The organism is Citrobacter sp. Cu096 (assembly GCF_030332285.1).
Taxonomy (GTDB): domain Bacteria; phylum Pseudomonadota; class Gammaproteobacteria; order Enterobacterales; family Enterobacteriaceae; genus Citrobacter; species Citrobacter meridianamericanus.
In genome coordinates this window covers 1,420,149-1,437,377 of the sequence record NZ_JAOWID010000030.1, presented here as the reverse complement: position 1 = coordinate 1,437,377, position 17,229 = coordinate 1,420,149, and the positions used below count along the sequence as shown (strand labels likewise).

The window sequence follows — 17,229 nt, the reverse complement described above, 5'->3', positions numbered from 1 at the left end:
CGGCCTACGGTGAGTATCATTCGTGGGCCGGATAAGATGCGGTAGCATCGTCATCCGGTATTTTATCCTTCCACGCTTAAGCCTGATGCAATATTGTCAGTACAGTGCGCAGATCGGTCACTGCGATTTGCCCCGGAGCAGATGCTTTTTTCACCGCACCGAACGTGGCTGCTGAACCAAAAACCTCGCCAGCTAAACGAGAAATCACCCCGTTTTTTGCCATCGACATCGTGATAATTGGACGATCGGCATAGCGTTCATGCATTTCCAGCGTCGCGCTGAGCAGCGTCAGCACATCCGTTTTGCATTGCGGCATCAGCGCAATTTTGGGAATATCGGCGTCCAGTTCCTGCATTTTACGCAGACGCTGAACAATCTCCTCAGCGGCCGGCGTTTTATGAAAATCATGATTCGACATAATAACCAGGACTTTTTTGGCGTGAGCTTGCTCAACGGTTGCTTTCACCTGCGCATCACCAGTGAATAGCTCGAGATCGATCATATCCACCAGACCACAGTCTATCGCTGCACGGTTTAGTGCGAAATAGTCTTCAGCAGGTAAGGCCTGCTCGCCGCCTTCCTGCGCAGTACGGAAGGTAAAAAGTAACGGCTTGTCAGGCAGAATCTCGCGGATGGCGCGCGCAGCGTCCAGTACTGCGTCAATGGATGCGACATCGGCAAAATGGTCAACGCGCCATTCCAGAATATCGAAATCCGCTTCGCGATAGGTCAGCGCTTCACTTTTTACCATTGCGATGTCTTTAGCCATCAGTGAGACAATGATCTTCGGCGCACCCTTGCCAATTACGACATTTCTTACAGTTACGGTTTTCATTGATTACCCTATAAATATTGGCTGATATCTGTCCGTCAGCCCCCTGAGCCTTCAACAATATCACGGTTTTGTGCTTGATATCGAAACCACTTTTTTAATTGGTACAGACCGTTGAATGGCGGGAAAGTTAAGAAAGGAGAGTATGGCGATTAGAAGGGTACGAAGGACAAAAAAAAGCCCATCGTGGGAGATGGGCAAAGACTACACACAGCAATTCGTTGTTTCACTCAGGGGATTTCCATGCTTATAAATCAATGTGTTGATCTAAAGCCATGGGCTAATAGTAGGCATACGGCTTTTTAACGTCGATCAGATTCATCTCAATAGTTTAAAAACTGTAAAGAATTTGCGACACAAATGAGTGTTTAAAGAAGGGCAACGTTGGGTCTGATTCAGTAAATGGGAGGGATTAATTAGAATTGTTAAACAGTCAGGCAGCTGTGCCGCCTGACGTGGGATTACTTATTGCGTTCTATTTCAGCAATTTCTTCGAGGATTGTATCCGGATCGCTATCCGGCGCAGGGGCTTCGTTTACCCATGCGGAGAACAGACGCCAGGAAACAGCCAGGACCACCGGGCCGATAAACAGGCCAATCATGCCGAATGCAATTAGTCCACCGATGACCCCTGAGAGAATCAGGATCAATGGTAAATCGGCACCCATACGAATCAGCATCGGGCGAATCACGTTATCCAGCGTTCCGACCACACCGCTCCACACGAGCAGCACTGTGCCCCAGGTTGAATCGCCCGTCCAGTACAGCCAGATAATGGCCGGGACCAGCACCGGCAAGGGGCCCAGCTGTACCAGACAAGAGAGGATCATCACCACTGCCAGCAGCGTGGCATACGGCACGCCGGTTACCGCCAGACCAATACCGCCGAGCACGGCCTGCACCAGTGCGGTGACCACGACGCCTAATGCGACGGCGCGAATGGCCTGTGCTGCCAGCAGAATGGCGGCATCGCCGCGTTTGGATGCCAGGCGGCAAGCGAAGTGACGAATACCTAACGCCACCTGTTCACCGCGCCAGTACAGTAGGGCACTGAACAGCAGCATCAGACCACAGTGCATCATAAAGCGGCCAATATGTGCAGCCTGACCGACGAACCAGGTTGTCGTCGTGCCAATATAAGGACGAACCTTCGCCATGATGGCCGAGCCGCCCATATCCAGCAGGCTGTGCCATGCGGCATACATTTTGGCGCCGACTAACGGAATACTATTCAGCCACGCCAGATCCGGCAGCGTCATATCGCCTGCGGTTACGGCATGGATCAACGGCCCGCTGCCATCCACAATGCTATTAACCAGCAGCGCGATAGGAATGATAAACAACAGTACCAGCAGCAGGGTCATCACCAGCACTGCCAGCGAGCGACGCCCCCAGAGCAGTTTTTGTAAGCGTAGCAGGATGGGCCAGGTCGCAATGACCACCGTACCTGCCCAGGCAAAACCGAGGATAAAGGGTTGAACAATCCAGAGACACGCCACAATCATGATGGCTAAAAACAGCACCGATAGCAGCACTTGTGCAATATCCCTGGGCTGACGGAAATTTACCATAAATACTTTTCACCTTTGTCTTTGCGTCAGAACGTTGACGCGACGTGAACATCTAAATGACACCCTGTAATGATGAGCAATTTCAGCGGTTTTGAACAGGTGGATTCTGCCTGTAAATCTGCTGAGCGTATTAGAAAAAAATGTGATACAACAAACAAAGCAACACGCAAACGATTAAATTCACAACACAGACCGCAGGAAAGGGTCACTATAATGATTCCACAAATTTCTCAGGCACCGGGTGTCGTTCAACTGGTGCTCAACTTTTTGCAGGCGCTGGAGCAGCAAGGATTTACGGGCGATACGGCAACGAGCTATGCCGATCGTCTGACAATGTCGACGGATAACAGTATTTATCAGCTGCTTCCTGATGCTGTGGTTTTCCCTCGTTCAACCGCAGATGTGGCGCTAATCGCCCGTCTGGCGGCAGAACCTCTTTTCTCTTCGCTCATTTTTACCCCGCGCGGCGGCGGCACCGGAACCAATGGTCAGGCGCTGAATCAGGGCATTATTGTTGATATGTCTCGCTACATGAGCCGTATCATTGAAATCAATGTGCAGGAAGGTTGGGTGCGGGTCGAAGCTGGGGTAATCAAAGATCAGCTCAACCAGTTTCTGAAGCCTTACGGCTATTTTTTTGCTCCCGAATTATCTACCAGTAACCGGGCTACGCTGGGAGGGATGATCAATACCGATGCCTCCGGACAAGGTTCGTTGGTTTACGGTAAAACCTCCGATCACGTACTGGGGATCCGCGCGGTGCTGATGGGGGGCGATATTCTTGATACTCAACCCATGCCGGTCGAACTTGCCCAAACGTTGGGTAACAGCAATACCACCATTGGACGCATTTACAAGACGGTTTATGAACGTTGCCGCGACAACCGAAAACTGATCATTGATAAATTCCCGAAACTTAATCGCTTCCTGACCGGGTACGATTTACGGCACGTCTTTAATGATGAGATGACCGAATTTGATTTAACCCGCATTCTGACCGGCTCTGAAGGTACGCTGGCGTTTATCACCGAAGCCCGTCTGGATATCACGCCGTTGCCCAAAGTCAGACAGTTGGTTAACGTCAAGTACGACTCGTTTGACTCGGCACTACGTAACGCTCCGGTGATGGTGGACGCGCGCGCGCTGTCAGTAGAAACCGTCGACTCCAAAGTGCTTAATCTGGCGCGGGAAGATATTGTCTGGCATTCGGTCAGTGAATTGATTACCGATGTTCCTGATAAAGAGATGTTGGGCCTGAATATCGTCGAATTTGCGGGTGACGATGAAGCATTGATCGATGCTCAGGTTAGTGCGCTGTGTGAACGTCTGGATGGGTTAATTGCCCGTCAGGAAGCCGGTGTCATTGGTTGGCAACTGTGTACTGAACTCTCGGGCGTAGAGCGTATTTACGCCATGCGTAAAAAAGCAGTCGGTTTGTTGGGGAATGCAAAAGGTGCTGCAAAACCTATTCCGTTTGCCGAGGACACCTGTGTTCCGCCGGAGCATCTGGCTGACTATATTGCCGAGTTCCGTGCGCTGCTCGACAGCCACGGTCTGAGTTATGGCATGTTTGGTCACGTGGATGCCGGCGTGCTGCACGTCAGGCCGGCGCTGGATATGTGCGACCCGCAGCAGGAAGTACTGATGAAGCGCATTTCTGATGATGTTGTCGCGCTGACGGCAAAATATGGCGGTTTGCTGTGGGGCGAGCACGGGAAAGGTTTTCGTGCAGAATACAGTCCGGCGTTCTTCGGGGAGGAGCTGTACCGCGAACTGCGTAAAGTGAAATCAGTGTTTGATCCGCAAAACCGTCTCAATCCAGGGAAAATCTGTCCACCGGAAGACGTAGATGCGCCGATGATGAAAGTAGATGCGGTGAAGCGCGGGACGTATGATCGTCAGATCCCACTGGCCGTACGCCAGGAGTGGCGCGGGGCAATGGAGTGTAACGGCAACGGGTTATGCTTTAACTTCGATGCGAAAAGTCCCATGTGCCCGTCGATGAAAATCAGCCTCAACCGTATTCATTCGCCAAAAGGGCGAGCTACCTTGGTGCGTGAATGGCTGCGTTTGTTAGCGGATCGCGGGATCGACCCAATACAGCTGGAAAAAGAGCTACCGGAAAAACGCGCCAGTTTACGTGCGCTGATTGCCCGTACCCGCAACAGTTGGCATGCGCGCAAGGGCGAATATGATTTCTCGCACGAAGTAAAAGAGGCAATGTCCGGCTGTCTGGCATGTAAAGCCTGTTCAACACAGTGTCCGATTAAAATCGATGTGCCGGAGTTCCGTTCGCGCTTCCTGCAGCTGTACCACACGCGTTATCTGCGCCCGCTGCGCGATCACATGGTGGCGACCGTTGAGAGCTATGCGCCGTTAATGGCGCGGGCACCCAAAACGTTTAACTTTTTCATCAATCAGCCGCTGGTACGTAATCTGGCGAAAAAGCACATCGGTATGGTCGATTTACCGCTGTTGTCTGCGCCTTCGCTACAACGTCAGCTGGTTGGCCATCGCTCCGCCAATATGACGCTGGAACAGCTCGAATCACTCACTCTTGAGCAAAAAGCGCGTACAGTGCTGGTGGTGCAGGATCCGTTCACCAGCTATTACGATGCGCAGGTGGTGGCTGATTTTATACGCCTGGTTGAAAAGCTGGGCATGCAGCCGGTACTGCTACCGTTCTCGCCAAACGGCAAGGCGCAGCATATTAAGGGCTTTTTAAACCGTTTTGCGAAAACCGCGAAGAAAACATCGGAGTTTCTCAATCGGGTGGCGAAGCTGAATATTCCGATGGTGGGTGTTGATCCTGCGCTGGTGCTTTGCTATCGCGACGAATACAAACTGGTGCTCGGGGAACAGCGGGGTGATTTCCATGTGTTGTTAGCCAACGAGTGGTTATCGACAATTGTGGAAGCGCAGCAGCCAATCGCGGTTGGCGGTGAACCGTGGTACTTCTTTGGTCACTGTACCGAAGTGACGGCTCTGCCAGGCGCGCCTGCGCAGTGGGCGGCTATTTTTGCCTGCTTTGGCGCAAAGTTGGAAAACGTCAGCGTGGGTTGCTGTGGTATGGCGGGTACCTATGGTCACGAAGTGAAGAATCATCAGAACTCACTCGGGATCTATGAGTTATCATGGCACCAGGCAATGCAACGATTGCCGCGTAACCGTTGTCTGGCGACCGGATACTCCTGTCGCAGTCAGGTAAAACGCGTTGAAGGTACGGGAGTTCGCCATCCATTACAGGCACTGCTGGAGATTATAGGATGATCTGGAAACGTGAAGTCACACTTGAGGCGCTCAATGCCATGGGTGAAGGAAACATGGTTGGGCTGCTCGATATCCGTTTTGTGCACATTGGTGACGATTCGCTGGAAGCCACGATGCCGGTGGATCACCGTACCAAACAACCTTTTGGTTTGCTGCACGGCGGCGCATCCGTAGTACTGGCGGAAAGCATGGGTTCGGTGGCAGGCTACCTGTGTACTCAGGGTGAACAGAAAGTGGTGGGCCTGGAGGTCAACGCCAACCACATTCGCTCCGCGCGGGAGGGCCGCGTCAGAGGGGTATGTCGTGTGGTGCATACCGGCTCCCGTCATCAGGTGTGGCAAATTGAGATTTTCGATGACCAGGGACGATTGTGTTGCACGTCGCGTCTGACGACCGCAATTTTGTGATGCATATTGCTTTTGGTCATTATCTGCGCAGGGAATGGTGTTATACTGTGCAGGTTTTGAACACAAGCGAGGATGATATGTCTACCCAATTAGACCCGGCCCAACTGGCAATAGAATTTTTACGTCGTGATAAATCCGATCTTTCACCGGCTCAGTACCTGAAAAGACTGAAACAACTCGAACTGGAGTTTGCTGATTTACTGGCGCTTTCATCGATTGAACTGAAAGAAGAGATCTATTTTGCCTGGCGCATGGGCGTTCATTGATTCCGGTATGCTTATCGAGTAAAAACCCCGACACGCGTTCGGGGTTATTTTTTGCCTTAAATCTTCATTACCACTTCATCTCACCGGTATTGACTTTTGCACTTAGCTCCAGAGAGCTTGTGTCCGCGAGACCTGACCAAGCCGCGGTCATGGTTTTAATCACATAGTCAGATCCTTTCTTCGCCTCTAATGCCTGCTCAAACGACTGCAAATAGTCCTGAGTGAAGCGAATCGCTTTATCGCCCGTAGGGCGTTCGCCAATGTAATGACCTGGGATCACCTGAGTGGGGTGTAAGTTCTGCATTTCGCTCAGTACGCTACGCCATGCGCTACGTTGTTCTGCAGACTGAGTATCTGCCGTCCAGACATGTATACCGGAAGCCACGCCAGTACCGCCAATAATGGCACGGTTTGCTGGGATCCAGACATAGGCTGCATAATCGTCGGGATGGCGCAGTTCCAGTGTTTCGCCATCAACCGTGAACTGCGTTTGCGTTGTCGCCTGCGGAACGGTGAGCGATGTTGGCGCACCATCCTTCATTTGCGGACCCCAGAACTGCAGTTTAGCCTCTTTGGTGGCGCGGATATGGTCCACTACGTGTGGTGTTGCCAGAACTTTTACCTGTGGGAAGGCATTGACGATAGGCTGCAGGCCAAAATAGAAATCCGGATCGCCGGAGGTGATCACGATAGCCTTCAGCGTTTTACCGCTGGCGTGAATCATCTGCACCAGTTGTTCGCCATCTTTGGTGCTGAACTGGGCGTCAAACAAAATGGCCTCTTTGGGACCAGACACCAGCGTCGAAGAGACCGGGAAAATACCCTTGTCCTGGGGATTGTAAACCTCCAGTTGTAGCGGCGCGGCGAAGGCTGAAGAAGCGAAGAGAGGTAACAGCAGGGCCAGAGTTTTAACTTTCATGCCGGGTAACCTTATGCAGGGAATTGTCTTTTGATAGTTCCCGTATTTTAAGGAAATTCGGATCTGTTAGAATTCCCTCATTAGGACATGCTGAGTTTCATAAAACGATCGGATGGGATGTAATGGACAGAGTAATGGCGGCAACGGTATTTAACCATATCTGTGATTTGGGCAGTCTGAGCGCCGCTGCACGTGCATTGGGGCTTTCCCGTCCGATGGTCAGTCGTTACCTCGACGAGATGGAAAAATGGGCAGGCGCAAGGCTTATCCATCGATCATCGCGTCGCTTGACGATCACGCCAGCGGGTGAAGAGGCATTAGCGAAAACACGTTCTCTGGCGCAACTCTCGCTGGATATCGGGGCCGCCAGCGCCGCGCAAACGCCCAGTGGCACGCTACGTGTGGCCTGTGCGCACTTTACTGCTATGCATATATTAGCGCCGGTACTGCCCACATTTCTGGCGCAGTATCCGCAGTTGCGGATCGAGGTGGAGATCAATAATCAACCGGTAAGCCTGGTAGGAGAACGGATTGATGTGGCAATCCGTATAACGGAAAATCCCGAACCCGGAACCATCGCCCGTCGCCTTGGCGACTGTAAATCGGTGCTCTGCGCGTCTGTAGATTACCTGCATCAATACGGTACTCCTGAAACGCTCGACGATCTGACGCGGCACAATTGCCTCTATTACAGCGGGTTTGCTGGTAAATCCTGGCACTTTCAGGATGTCTACGACCAGGATGTCGCCGTTGCGATTAAAGGGAACTTGAGCGCCGGAATCTCTTCGCTGCTCTGTGAGTCGGCGCAGGCGGGAATGGGCATTGCGCTGGTGCCGGAACTGGAGGCGCGGGAAGGGCTGGCGCAGGGGGCGTTAATTCGCTTATTACCAGAGCTACAGCCCAAATGCCTGCCGATTTATGGTTTATACCTTTCTCGGGAGCATCAGCCAGCTGGGTTACGCCTGTTGTTAGACGCAATTAGTGAAACTACGCGCTAATTATGTCATTGACTGCGCTCAAAAAATAATCAAACCGCAATTTGTGTTAAAAAAAAATTATCAGTGTATGAGATTCTTCTTATCGCCCCTTCAAGAGCTAAGCCATTGTGAGTGCCGGAGATAAGCGCCGGATGGGGCCGGAACCCTTAAGCCTGCCAGCAATCAGACTTAAGGGTTTTTTGTTGTTTGTCAATTAGCTGGGGTCGATTCCATTATCATTGACACGGAAAATATAAAAATCCCATTTAGTTCGCGCAGGCTTTTTTACTTTCCGGCGATATAGCAGGGGTATTCGCGGATGTGCCATGGCATAGTAACTCTGTCATAACGTCGTTAATTGTTATCGCGTGCAGCAACGGACTGTACTTTCCACTCGCCATTTTCATTAACCATACAATCAATAACTGTGTGAGGATTTTTTTTGCCGAACGTTATATTGACGTTTACGCAGACAGGATCCCAGTCATATGAGGATATGGCCACATTCTCTGTCCAGTCGTCACCGATATATTGTGATTTTAGAAAAAAATCAGAAGAATAGAAAACCTCATCATCATAATTTGGATCTTGTGTTCGCCTTAGTTTCTGCATTGTTGATGCAGTAACGTATTTATCGATATCCTTACCGTCGGTAATCGGGAAATTATTATTGTTAATTTGGTTCACGTACCACTTATTAAATGCAACGGCCTGGTTAACAGGATCGTTGGTATTATTTGCCATAGCAGATGATGTCACCAGTAGCAAAAGCAGTAATTTTTTCATGTCACTTGTGCCTGTATATAGTAACAGTGGGCTGGATTTTTCTGTACTGCGGCCCAGGGTATAAACTGCGCTGTACGAAATCGGAGTACCAGGTTCCCGTCCCATCGTAAATACAGGCGTGCCCATACTGGTTTGGACCTGGTAAAGCATCAATAACCGCTATATCGCCCTCTATTGGGGTGCCGTATGATTTGCTGAATCCTGCTTTTTCTAGTGACCTTGCAAAACTGTTGGCGTTAGCACCTTCAATTTTGACGCCGCCAGCGCGAATTGCTGCAGCTACTGCTCGAGCGCAATAACCCTGGCTTTTTTGATGCGCGTGACTTCGCGCATACGAGACCGCATCATGTTTATTCCATGACATAATTTTCCCTTAGTAATAGAATGAATCATAAAATAATAATACTCCGGCACTTAATTCGAAATTGTATTTTATAGTGAGATTTAATTAATCAACATATGTAATGCCAATATTAATTATCGAATTGATAATTAAAGCGTATGGCAATATATTGAATTAGCAATTAGTCCTGCAAATCCCAAAGTTAATCTTATTAACGTAATGTCTACTGTTAAAATCAAACTGGCTTGTAAATTATGACGTTTAAAATTGGGAACACGCCTCGCATAACCTCCATTTTAGGATTTGGGGGGCAAAATCGCGCTGAGGGCTCAATTTGGGGCGTTAAATAGTCTGTACTTATCTATCACGAGAAAAGACTAAGTTACTGATTATATAATAATCACATGATTTCATTAAATTTTCAAAACCTATCTCTTAAATAGACATTATCTATACATCTTTTGATCTTTGACCTGCCTGAACGATTGGATTTTCATAATCCATTATTAATCAAAGCATTGAACAAAATAATCCATCTCTGATAACCCGCGCTGCAGGGTCTATGCTTATTAAAAGTAACCAAAAAGGGCGATTAACCCGAATGCCCCTGCTGTTGAGGGGTTGAAGTGATAATCATTATCACTAACATATTGTTATAGCTTAAAAGCTAGTGACTCGAGGTAACCCTATGGAATTGCATTCAGGAACATTTAACCCGGAAGATTTTGCCTGGCGTGGACTGAGGTTAACGCCAGCGGCTGCGGCGCACATCCGCGAACTGATGGCAAAGCAACCCGGCATGTTGGGCGTTCGCCTGGGCGTGAAGCAAACGGGATGTGCAGGATTCGGCTACGTGCTGGATACCGTCCGTGAGACTCAAAAAGACGATCTCCTGTTTGAAATGGATGGTGCCAGACTGTATGTGCCGTTACAGGCGATGCCGTTCATCGACGGCACAGAAGTCGATTTTGTTCGCGAAGGATTAAACCAGTTATTTAAATTTCATAACCCGAAAGCCCAGAACGAATGCGGCTGTGGCGAAAGTTTTGGGGTATAGGCGGTACTATGTCTCGTAATACTGAAGCAACTGACGATGTCAACACCTGGGCTGACGGGCACCTTAATTACAAAGAGGGGTTCTTCACCCAACTGCAAACCGACGAGCTGGCGAAAGGGATCAGCGAAGAGGTCGTGCGCGCAATTTCGGCAAAACGTAATGAACCCGACTGGATGCTGGAATTCCGCCTTAATGCCTTTCAGGCATGGTTGACCATGGAAGAACCGCACTGGCTAAAAGCGCACTATGACAAACTGAATTATCAGGATTACAGCTATTACTCTGCGCCGTCCTGCGGCAACTGCGATGAAACCTGTATGTCTGAACCGGGAGCCGTGCAGCAAACGGGCGCAAATGCATTTTTAAGTAAAGAGGTCGAGGACGCCTTTGAACAGCTTGGCGTGCCGGTCCGCGAAGGCAAAGAGGTGGCGGTTGATGCCATTTTTGACTCGGTGTCGGTGGCGACCACCTATCGCGACAAACTGGCGGAACAGGGCATTATTTTCTGTTCGTTCGGTGAGGCGATTCACGACCACCCGGAGCTGGTAAAACAGTATCTGGGCACGGTTGTTCCGGGTAATGACAATTTCTTTGCCGCGCTGAATGCGGCAGTGGCCTCCGACGGTACGTTTATTTATGTGCCGAAAGGTGTGCGTTGCCCAATGGAACTGTCGACCTATTTCCGTATCAATGCGGAAAAAACCGGGCAGTTTGAACGCACCATTCTGGTTGCGGATGAGGGAAGCTACGTCAGCTATATCGAAGGCTGTTCGGCCCCTGTGCGCGACAGCTATCAGCTGCATGCTGCGGTAGTGGAGGTCATCATCCACAAAGATGCCGAAGTAAAATACTCGACGGTACAAAACTGGTTCCCTGGCGATGGCAATACCGGCGGCATTTTGAACTTTGTTACCAAGCGGGCGCTGTGCGAAGGCGAAAACAGCAAAATGTCGTGGACGCAGTCAGAAACCGGTTCGGCCATTACCTGGAAATACCCAAGCTGCATTCTGCGTGGGGATAACTCTATCGGCGAATTCTACTCCGTGGCCCTGACCAGTGGTCATCAGCAGGCCGATACTGGCACCAAGATGATCCACATTGGCAAGAACACCAAATCAACCATCATCTCGAAAGGTATCTCCGCCGGACACAGTCAGAACAGCTATCGCGGTTTAGTGAAAATCATGCCAACCGCCACCAATGCCCGCAACTATACCCAATGCGACTCGATGCTGATCGGCGCGGATTGTGGGGCGCACACCTTCCCGTATGTGGAGTGTCGTAACAACAGCGCCCAGCTTGAACACGAAGCCACGACGTCGCGCATTGGTGAAGACCAGCTATTTTACTGCCTGCAGCGCGGTATCAGCGAAGAGGATGCCATTTCGATGATCGTGAATGGTTTCTGTAAAGACGTGTTCTCTGAACTGCCGCTGGAATTTGCCGTGGAAGCGCAAAAACTTCTCGCCATAAGTCTTGAACACAGCGTCGGTTAAAATTTAAGGAAAGCACATGTTAAGCATCAAAGATTTACAGGTCAGTGTGGAAGATAAGACGATCCTGCGTGGGCTGAGTCTTGACATTCGCCCCGGAGAAGTGCACGCCATTATGGGGCCAAACGGTTCCGGGAAAAGTACGCTTTCCGCCACGCTCGCCGGACGTGAAGACTATGAAGTCACCGGCGGGACGGTAGAGTTCAACGGTAAAGATTTACTGGAACTGTCACCGGAAGACCGGGCCGGTGAAGGCATCTTTATGGCATTTCAGTATCCAGTAGAAATCCCCGGCGTAAGTAATCAGTTTTTCCTGCAAACGGCACTGAATGCGGTGCGCACCTACCGTGGCGAAGAGTCACTGGACAGGTTTGACTTCCAGGATCTGATGGAAGAAAAAATTGCGTTGCTGAAGATGCCGGAAGATTTGCTCACGCGTTCGGTCAACGTCGGTTTCTCCGGCGGTGAGAAAAAGCGTAATGACATTTTGCAAATGGCGGTACTGGAGCCTCAGTTGTGCATTCTGGATGAGTCAGACTCCGGGCTGGATATTGACGCGCTGAAAATCGTCGCCGACGGCGTGAACTCGCTGCGTGATGGGCAACGTTCATTCATTATCGTCACCCATTATCAGCGTATCCTGGACTATATCAAACCCGATTATGTTCACGTTCTCTACCAGGGGCGAATTGTGAAATCCGGTGATTTCACACTGGTCAAACAACTGGAGGAGCAAGGTTATGGCTGGCTTAGCGAACAGCAGTAACGTGTTGCAACAGTGGCACCATCTGTTTGCGACGCAAGGTGAGACTCGCTCGCAACATGCCCAGCAGCACCTGCAACAGATGCTGCGACTGGGGCTGCCAACGCGTAAGCATGAGGACTGGAAATACACGCCGCTGGAGGGATTAACCCACAGCCAGTTTGTCAGCCATGTCAATGAGATATCGTCAGCCCAGTGTGAAGCGTTAGCACCGGCTATTGAGGCCATACGACTGGTATTTGTCGACGGGCAATTCTCTCCAACGCTGAGCGACAGCGCGGAAGGTAGTGGTTTTGATATTACCGTTGATGATGTACGCCAGACGCTACCGGCCGCCATCCAACCGGAAGTCTTTCTGCACCTGACCGAAAGCCTGTCGCGTAGCGTCACGTACATTAAGGTGAAGCGAAACCAGCGGCCGAAGAAACCGCTGTTGTTGTTGCACATTACCCAGGGGCTGGCGAGCGATCAGGTGAATACGGCGCACTATCGCCACCATCTGGAACTGGCGGAAGGGGCTGAAGCAACCGTCATTGAACACTATGTCAGCCTTAGCGAGCTTCGTCATTTCACTGGCGCACGCTTAACCATGAATGTCGCGGCGAATGCGCACTTGCGCCATATCAAACTGGCGTTTGAGAATCCGCAAAGCCACCACTTCGCACATAATGACATTCAATTGGGGGCGGATGCCACGGCCACCAGCCACAGCTTTTTACTCGGTGATGCGGTGCTGCGCCATAACACCAGCACTCAGCTTAACGGCGAAAACACGACGCTTCGGCTCAACAGCCTGGCGATGCCGGTGAAAAATGAAGTCTGCGACACCCGTACCTGGCTTGAGCATAACAAGGGATATTGCAACAGCCGCCAGTTGCATAAAACGATTGTCAGCGATAAGGGGCGGGCGGTATTCAATGGCCTGATTAACGTTGCTCAGCACGCTATTAAAACTGATGGTCAGATGACCAACAATAATTTGCTGCTCGGTAAACTGGCTGAGGTGGATACCAAACCACAACTTGAAATCTATGCCGACGACGTGAAATGCAGCCACGGGGCGACGGTAGGGCGGATCGACGACGAGCAGATGTTCTATCTGCGTTCGCGTGGGATCGGCCAGCAGGATGCCCAACAAATGATTCTCTATGCGTTTGCCGCTGAGCTAACGGAAGCCCTGGACGAGGAAACGCTGAAGCAACAGGTATTGGCAAGGATCGCCCAACGCTTGCCGGGAGGCGTAGCATGACATTTCCCATTGAAAAAGTGCGGGCCGATTTTCCAATCCTGACGCGTGAAGTGAATGGTTTACCGTTGGCGTATCTGGACAGCGCCGCCAGCGCGCAAAAACCTAACCAGGTGATTGATGCTGAAGCCGAGTTTTACCGTCACGGCTATGCGGCGGTCCACCGTGGTATCCATACGTTGAGTGCTCAGGCCACGGAAAAAATGGAGAATGTGCGCAAGCTCGCCTCGCTGTTTATTAACGCCCGCTCAGCGGAGGAGCTGGTGTTTGTTCGCGGTACCACGGAAGGGATCAACCTGGTAGCAAACAGCTGGGGCAACAGCAATGTGCGGGCGGGTGATAACATCATCATCAGCGAAATGGAGCATCATGCCAACATTGTGCCCTGGCAGATGCTGTGTGCCCGCGTCGGGGCTGAACTGCGCGTTATTCCACTTAATGACGATGGTACATTGCAACTGGAAGCGCTGCCGATGCTGTTTGACGATCGCACGCAACTGCTGGCGATTACCCACGTATCTAACGTACTGGGCACGGAAAACCCGTTGGGTGAGATGATCGCGCTGGCGCATCAATACGGTGCAAAAGTACTGGTGGATGGCGCACAGGCGGTTATGCATCATCAGGTGGATGTGCAGGCGCTGGATTGCGACTTCTATGTTTTCTCCGGTCACAAGCTCTATGGGCCAACTGGTATTGGTGTTCTGTATGCCAGAGAGTCGCTGCTACAGGAGATGCCGCCGTGGGAAGGTGGCGGGTCGATGATTGCGACAGTGAGCCTGAGCCAGGGAACGACATGGGCCAAAGCCCCCTGGCGGTTTGAAGCCGGAACGCCAAATACGGGTGGAATTATTGGGCTCGGCGCGGCTATTGAATATATTTCAGCGCTGGGGCTGGCTGAAATCAGCGAATATGAACAATTCATGATGTGCTATGCGCTTGAACAGCTGGGGGATGTGCCGGATTTAACGATCTACGGACCGGATAACCGTCTGGGCGTGATTGCGTTTAACCTCGGCAAGCATCATGCTTATGACGTCGGGAGTTTTCTCGATAACTATGGCATTGCTGTACGAACGGGGCATCACTGCGCAATGCCGCTGATGGCCTTTTATAACGTTCCCGCGATGTGCCGGGCGTCGATTGCCATGTACAACACCCATGAAGAAGTGGATCGCCTGGTAACAGGTCTCAAGCGTATTCATCACTTACTGGGCTAACAGGGAGGCGTTATGGCTGCGCTACCGGATAAAGAAAAGTTGTTGCGTAATTTTACGCGTTGCGCTAATTGGGAAGAGAAATACCTGTACATTATTGAACTGGGTCAACGTCTGCCACAATTAAGCGACGACGATCGTAATGTGGAAAATAGCATCCAGGGATGTCAAAGCCAGGTATGGATTGTTATGCGTCAGAATGCCGAAGGAATTATTGAATTTCAGGGCGACAGCGATGCGGCTATTGTGAAAGGGCTTATTGCGGTGGTATTCATTTTGTATGACCGCATGATGGCCCAGGATATTGTGAATTTTGATGTGCGTCCGTGGTTTGAAAAAATGGCGCTCGCACAGCATCTCACACCGTCTCGGTCACAAGGGCTCGAAGCGATGATTCGGGCAATTCGCGCCAAAGCCGTAACTCTTAGCTAAACTGATAAGACACGTCATTTTTCAGAGCGACCTGAACAATCTCGTGTTGGGCAACGCAGTGACTCGTAGGCCGGATCGGGCGCTTGCCGCCATCCGGCATGAACGCCAGGGGGGTGAGTGAGTATGAAACGCGCGTCTGTTATTACGTTAATGCTAATCGGCGCTTACAGTGCTATTCAGGCCGCATGGGCGGTCGATTATCCTTTGCCACAGGCGAACAGCCGTCTTGTTGGGCAAAACCAAACCTACACCGTGCAGGAAGGCGATAAAAACCTACAGGCGATTGCCCGTAAGTTTGATACTGCCGCAATGCTGATCCTTGAAGCCAATAATACTATTGCCCCCGTCCCAAAACCCGGAACGCTGATTACCATTCCCTCGCAATTATTGCTGCCAGATGCGCCACGCGAAGGCATTATTGTGAATCTTGCGGAACTGCGTCTGTATTACTTCCCGCCGGGTGAGAATATTGTTCAGGTCTTCCCGATTGGGATTGGTTTACAAGGACTGGAAACGCCGGTTATGGAAACCCGGGTTGGGCAGAAGATCCCAAATCCCACCTGGACTCCTACACCAGGCATCCGTAAACGCTCTCTGGAGCGAGGCATAACTCTACCGCCAGTTGTACCCGCTGGGCCAAATAATCCGTTAGGGCGCTTTGCACTGCGTCTGGCGCATGGAAACGGTGAATACCTGATCCATGGCACCAGCGCGCCGGATAGCGTGGGCTTGCGTGTGAGTTCCGGCTGTATTCGCATGAATGCACCGGACATCAAAGCATTGTTTGCTCAGGTCCGCACTGGAACGCCGGTCAGAGTGATTAATGAACCGATTAAATATTCGGTTGAGCCGAACGGCATGCGCTATGTCGAAGTGCATCGACCGTTGTCGCCGGAAGAGGAACAAAACGTCCAGACTATGCCCTATGTACTACCCGCCGGTTTTACCTCATTTAAAGACGACAAAGCCGTGGATAACAGCCTGGTGGAACGAGCGTTGTATCGCCGCGCGGGCTATCCTGTCACAGTGACAGCCGGACAAGTCTCGGTAGTTAGCAAGGGTGCGGAAGTGAAGTCTGCGCGTAATGGCGTACCAGGAGGGGATGCAGAGGTGCACGCAACGCAATAGCAGGGAAAGGAAATTCAGAGCAAAAAAATGGCGCACAATGTGCGCCATTTTTATTACACAGATACTATTACTTGCGGTATTTAGTAGCTGCGTTGTCCAGACGCTGGTTAGCGCGAGCTGCGTCATCTTTAGCAGCCTGAACGTCGGAACGCATTGCGTTCACGTCGTTGCTCAGCTGGTCAACTTTAGCGTTCAGAGTCTGAACGTCAGAAGACAGCTGATCGATTTTAGCATTGCTGGAGCAACCTGCCAGCAGAGTAGAACCCAGGATTACCGCGCCCAGTACCAGTTTAGTACGATTCATTATTAATACCCTCTAGATTGAGTTAATCTCCATGTAGCGTTACAAGTATTACACAAAGTTTTTTATGTTGAGAATATTTTTTTGATGGGAATGCACTTATTTTTGATCGTTCGCTCAAAGAAGCATCGAATTGTGCAAAAACAGCTAAAAAACCGAGTGAAAACAGAAAGCTTCCATCGGATTCATCTTAGATAATCTCGGATTAGATAGTGAAATCC

17 protein-coding genes and 1 other RNA gene are annotated in these 17,229 nt (G+C 50.8%); 11 read left to right on the top strand and 7 right to left on the bottom strand.

Translation table 11 applies throughout. The features are described 5' to 3' along the window. Window positions 1-76: 76 nt before the first annotated feature. The 3 genes from aroD to ydiK all read right to left on the bottom strand — a co-directional run bounded on the left by aroD (window position 77) and on the right by ydiK (window position 2,403). On the bottom strand, window positions 77-835 hold the full coding sequence (aroD, locus tag OGX99_RS21265; RefSeq protein WP_187252535.1) for a type I 3-dehydroquinate dehydratase: 759 nt from the start codon (window positions 833-835) through the stop codon (window positions 77-79). A 166-nt stretch (window positions 836-1,001) separates the two neighbouring features. Then, an RNA gene (gene rprA / locus OGX99_RS21260) (antisense sRNA RprA) lies at window positions 1,002-1,109 on the bottom strand. A 184-nt stretch (window positions 1,110-1,293) separates the two neighbouring features. After that, entirely contained in the window at window positions 1,294-2,403 is a 1,110-nt protein-coding gene (gene ydiK, locus OGX99_RS21255) for an AI-2E family transporter YdiK (protein ID WP_151219029.1), read from the bottom strand. 213 nt (window positions 2,404-2,616) lie between these two features. Between ydiK and ydiJ the strand changes: the two genes are divergently transcribed. The 3 genes from ydiJ to OGX99_RS21240 all read left to right on the top strand — a co-directional run bounded on the left by ydiJ (window position 2,617) and on the right by OGX99_RS21240 (window position 6,346). Then, a complete protein-coding gene (gene ydiJ / locus OGX99_RS21250; protein ID WP_151225381.1) occupies window positions 2,617-5,673 on the top strand; it encodes a D-2-hydroxyglutarate dehydrogenase YdiJ in 3,057 nt (1,018 codons plus the stop codon). Beyond that, window positions 5,670-6,080 (top strand): 1,4-dihydroxy-2-naphthoyl-CoA hydrolase, encoded by a 411-nt coding sequence (menI, locus tag OGX99_RS21245; protein ID WP_187252534.1) that lies wholly within the window; start codon window positions 5,670-5,672, stop codon window positions 6,078-6,080. The genes ydiJ and menI overlap by 4 nt, the downstream gene beginning before the upstream one ends. Before the next feature lie 77 nt (window positions 6,081-6,157). Continuing rightward, the gene (locus OGX99_RS21240) at window positions 6,158-6,346 is read left to right on the top strand and encodes a YdiH family protein (protein WP_151219032.1); all 189 of its coding nucleotides are present in this window, start codon (window positions 6,158-6,160) and stop codon (window positions 6,344-6,346) included. A gap of 67 nt (window positions 6,347-6,413) precedes the next feature. On the opposite strand, the gene OGX99_RS21235 is transcribed toward OGX99_RS21240, so the two are convergent. Beyond that, a complete protein-coding gene (locus tag OGX99_RS21235) occupies window positions 6,414-7,265 on the bottom strand; it encodes a Vmh family MBL fold metallo-hydrolase (RefSeq protein WP_151219033.1) in 852 nt (283 codons plus the stop codon). Between the two features lie 122 nt (window positions 7,266-7,387). On the opposite strand from OGX99_RS21235, the gene OGX99_RS21230 reads away from it, so the two are divergent. Continuing rightward, on the top strand, window positions 7,388-8,263 hold the full coding sequence (locus OGX99_RS21230) for a LysR family transcriptional regulator (protein WP_210905008.1): 876 nt from the start codon (window positions 7,388-7,390) through the stop codon (window positions 8,261-8,263). 333 nt (window positions 8,264-8,596) lie between these two features. On the opposite strand, the gene OGX99_RS21225 is transcribed toward OGX99_RS21230, so the two are convergent. Together OGX99_RS21225 and OGX99_RS21220 are read right to left on the bottom strand one after the other, a co-directional pair. Continuing rightward, complete coding sequence (locus OGX99_RS21225) at window positions 8,597-9,028, bottom strand: DUF3828 domain-containing protein (protein ID WP_286545011.1); 432 nt, start codon at window positions 9,026-9,028, stop codon at window positions 8,597-8,599. A gap of 1 nt (window position 9,029) precedes the next feature. After that, window positions 9,030-9,392: a CHAP domain-containing protein gene (locus tag OGX99_RS21220; RefSeq protein ID WP_086551149.1), complete on the bottom strand. Its 363-nt coding sequence runs from the start codon at window positions 9,390-9,392 to the stop codon at window positions 9,030-9,032. Between the two features lie 667 nt (window positions 9,393-10,059). Here OGX99_RS21220 and sufA point away from each other — a divergent pair. The 7 genes from sufA to ldtE all read left to right on the top strand — a co-directional run bounded on the left by sufA (window position 10,060) and on the right by ldtE (window position 16,707). Further along, the gene (sufA, locus tag OGX99_RS21215) at window positions 10,060-10,428 is read left to right on the top strand and encodes a Fe-S cluster assembly scaffold SufA (protein WP_151219036.1); all 369 of its coding nucleotides are present in this window, start codon (window positions 10,060-10,062) and stop codon (window positions 10,426-10,428) included. Between the two features lie 8 nt (window positions 10,429-10,436). Then, window positions 10,437-11,924: a Fe-S cluster assembly protein SufB gene (sufB, locus tag OGX99_RS21210; protein WP_286545008.1), complete on the top strand. Its 1,488-nt coding sequence runs from the start codon at window positions 10,437-10,439 to the stop codon at window positions 11,922-11,924. Between the two features lie 16 nt (window positions 11,925-11,940). After that, the gene (sufC, locus tag OGX99_RS21205; protein ID WP_187259529.1) at window positions 11,941-12,687 is read left to right on the top strand and encodes a Fe-S cluster assembly ATPase SufC; all 747 of its coding nucleotides are present in this window, start codon (window positions 11,941-11,943) and stop codon (window positions 12,685-12,687) included. Continuing rightward, complete coding sequence (gene sufD, locus OGX99_RS21200; protein ID WP_252838332.1) at window positions 12,662-13,933, top strand: Fe-S cluster assembly protein SufD; 1,272 nt, start codon at window positions 12,662-12,664, stop codon at window positions 13,931-13,933. Before sufC ends, sufD begins: the two co-directional genes overlap by 26 nt. Next, complete coding sequence (gene sufS / locus OGX99_RS21195) at window positions 13,930-15,150, top strand: cysteine desulfurase SufS (RefSeq protein WP_151225390.1); 1,221 nt, start codon at window positions 13,930-13,932, stop codon at window positions 15,148-15,150. The genes sufD and sufS overlap by 4 nt, the downstream gene beginning before the upstream one ends. 12 nt (window positions 15,151-15,162) lie before the next feature. Beyond that, on the top strand, window positions 15,163-15,579 hold the full coding sequence (gene sufE / locus OGX99_RS21190; protein WP_151219041.1) for a cysteine desulfuration protein SufE: 417 nt from the start codon (window positions 15,163-15,165) through the stop codon (window positions 15,577-15,579). Between the two features lie 123 nt (window positions 15,580-15,702). Beyond that, window positions 15,703-16,707 carry a L,D-transpeptidase LdtE gene (gene ldtE / locus OGX99_RS21185; RefSeq protein ID WP_187253017.1) on the top strand — a complete coding sequence of 335 codons (1,005 nt, stop codon included), beginning with the start codon at window positions 15,703-15,705 and terminating at the stop codon, window positions 16,705-16,707. Window positions 16,708-16,774: 67 nt separating this feature from the next. Here the strand turns inward: ldtE and lpp are convergent, their stop codons facing one another. After that, window positions 16,775-17,011: a murein lipoprotein Lpp gene (gene lpp / locus OGX99_RS21180; RefSeq protein ID WP_003029373.1), complete on the bottom strand. Its 237-nt coding sequence runs from the start codon at window positions 17,009-17,011 to the stop codon at window positions 16,775-16,777. Window positions 17,012-17,229 lie beyond the last annotated feature (218 nt).

Coding starts and splice junctions, on each gene's coding strand:
- sufC (WP_187259529.1), top strand. CDS start 11,941: ATGTTAAGCATCAAAGATTTACAGGTCAGTGTGGAAGATAAGACGATC.
- aroD (WP_187252535.1), bottom strand. CDS start 835: ATGAAAACCGTAACTGTAAGAAATGTCGTAATTGGCAAGGGTGCGCCG.
- sufB (WP_286545008.1), top strand. CDS start 10,437: ATGTCTCGTAATACTGAAGCAACTGACGATGTCAACACCTGGGCTGAC.
- sufA (WP_151219036.1), top strand. CDS start 10,060: ATGGAATTGCATTCAGGAACATTTAACCCGGAAGATTTTGCCTGGCGT.
- OGX99_RS21220 (WP_086551149.1), bottom strand. CDS start 9,392: ATGTCATGGAATAAACATGATGCGGTCTCGTATGCGCGAAGTCACGCG.
- sufE (WP_151219041.1), top strand. CDS start 15,163: ATGGCTGCGCTACCGGATAAAGAAAAGTTGTTGCGTAATTTTACGCGT.
- ydiK (WP_151219029.1), bottom strand. CDS start 2,403: ATGGTAAATTTCCGTCAGCCCAGGGATATTGCACAAGTGCTGCTATCG.
- OGX99_RS21230 (WP_210905008.1), top strand. CDS start 7,388: ATGGACAGAGTAATGGCGGCAACGGTATTTAACCATATCTGTGATTTG.
- lpp (WP_003029373.1), bottom strand. CDS start 17,011: ATGAATCGTACTAAACTGGTACTGGGCGCGGTAATCCTGGGTTCTACT.
- sufD (WP_252838332.1), top strand. CDS start 12,662: ATGGCTGGCTTAGCGAACAGCAGTAACGTGTTGCAACAGTGGCACCAT.
- OGX99_RS21240 (WP_151219032.1), top strand. CDS start 6,158: ATGTCTACCCAATTAGACCCGGCCCAACTGGCAATAGAATTTTTACGT.
- sufS (WP_151225390.1), top strand. CDS start 13,930: ATGACATTTCCCATTGAAAAAGTGCGGGCCGATTTTCCAATCCTGACG.
- OGX99_RS21225 (WP_286545011.1), bottom strand. CDS start 9,028: ATGAAAAAATTACTGCTTTTGCTACTGGTGACATCATCTGCTATGGCA.
- OGX99_RS21235 (WP_151219033.1), bottom strand. CDS start 7,265: ATGAAAGTTAAAACTCTGGCCCTGCTGTTACCTCTCTTCGCTTCTTCA.
- menI (WP_187252534.1), top strand. CDS start 5,670: ATGATCTGGAAACGTGAAGTCACACTTGAGGCGCTCAATGCCATGGGT.
- ydiJ (WP_151225381.1), top strand. CDS start 2,617: ATGATTCCACAAATTTCTCAGGCACCGGGTGTCGTTCAACTGGTGCTC.
- ldtE (WP_187253017.1), top strand. CDS start 15,703: ATGAAACGCGCGTCTGTTATTACGTTAATGCTAATCGGCGCTTACAGT.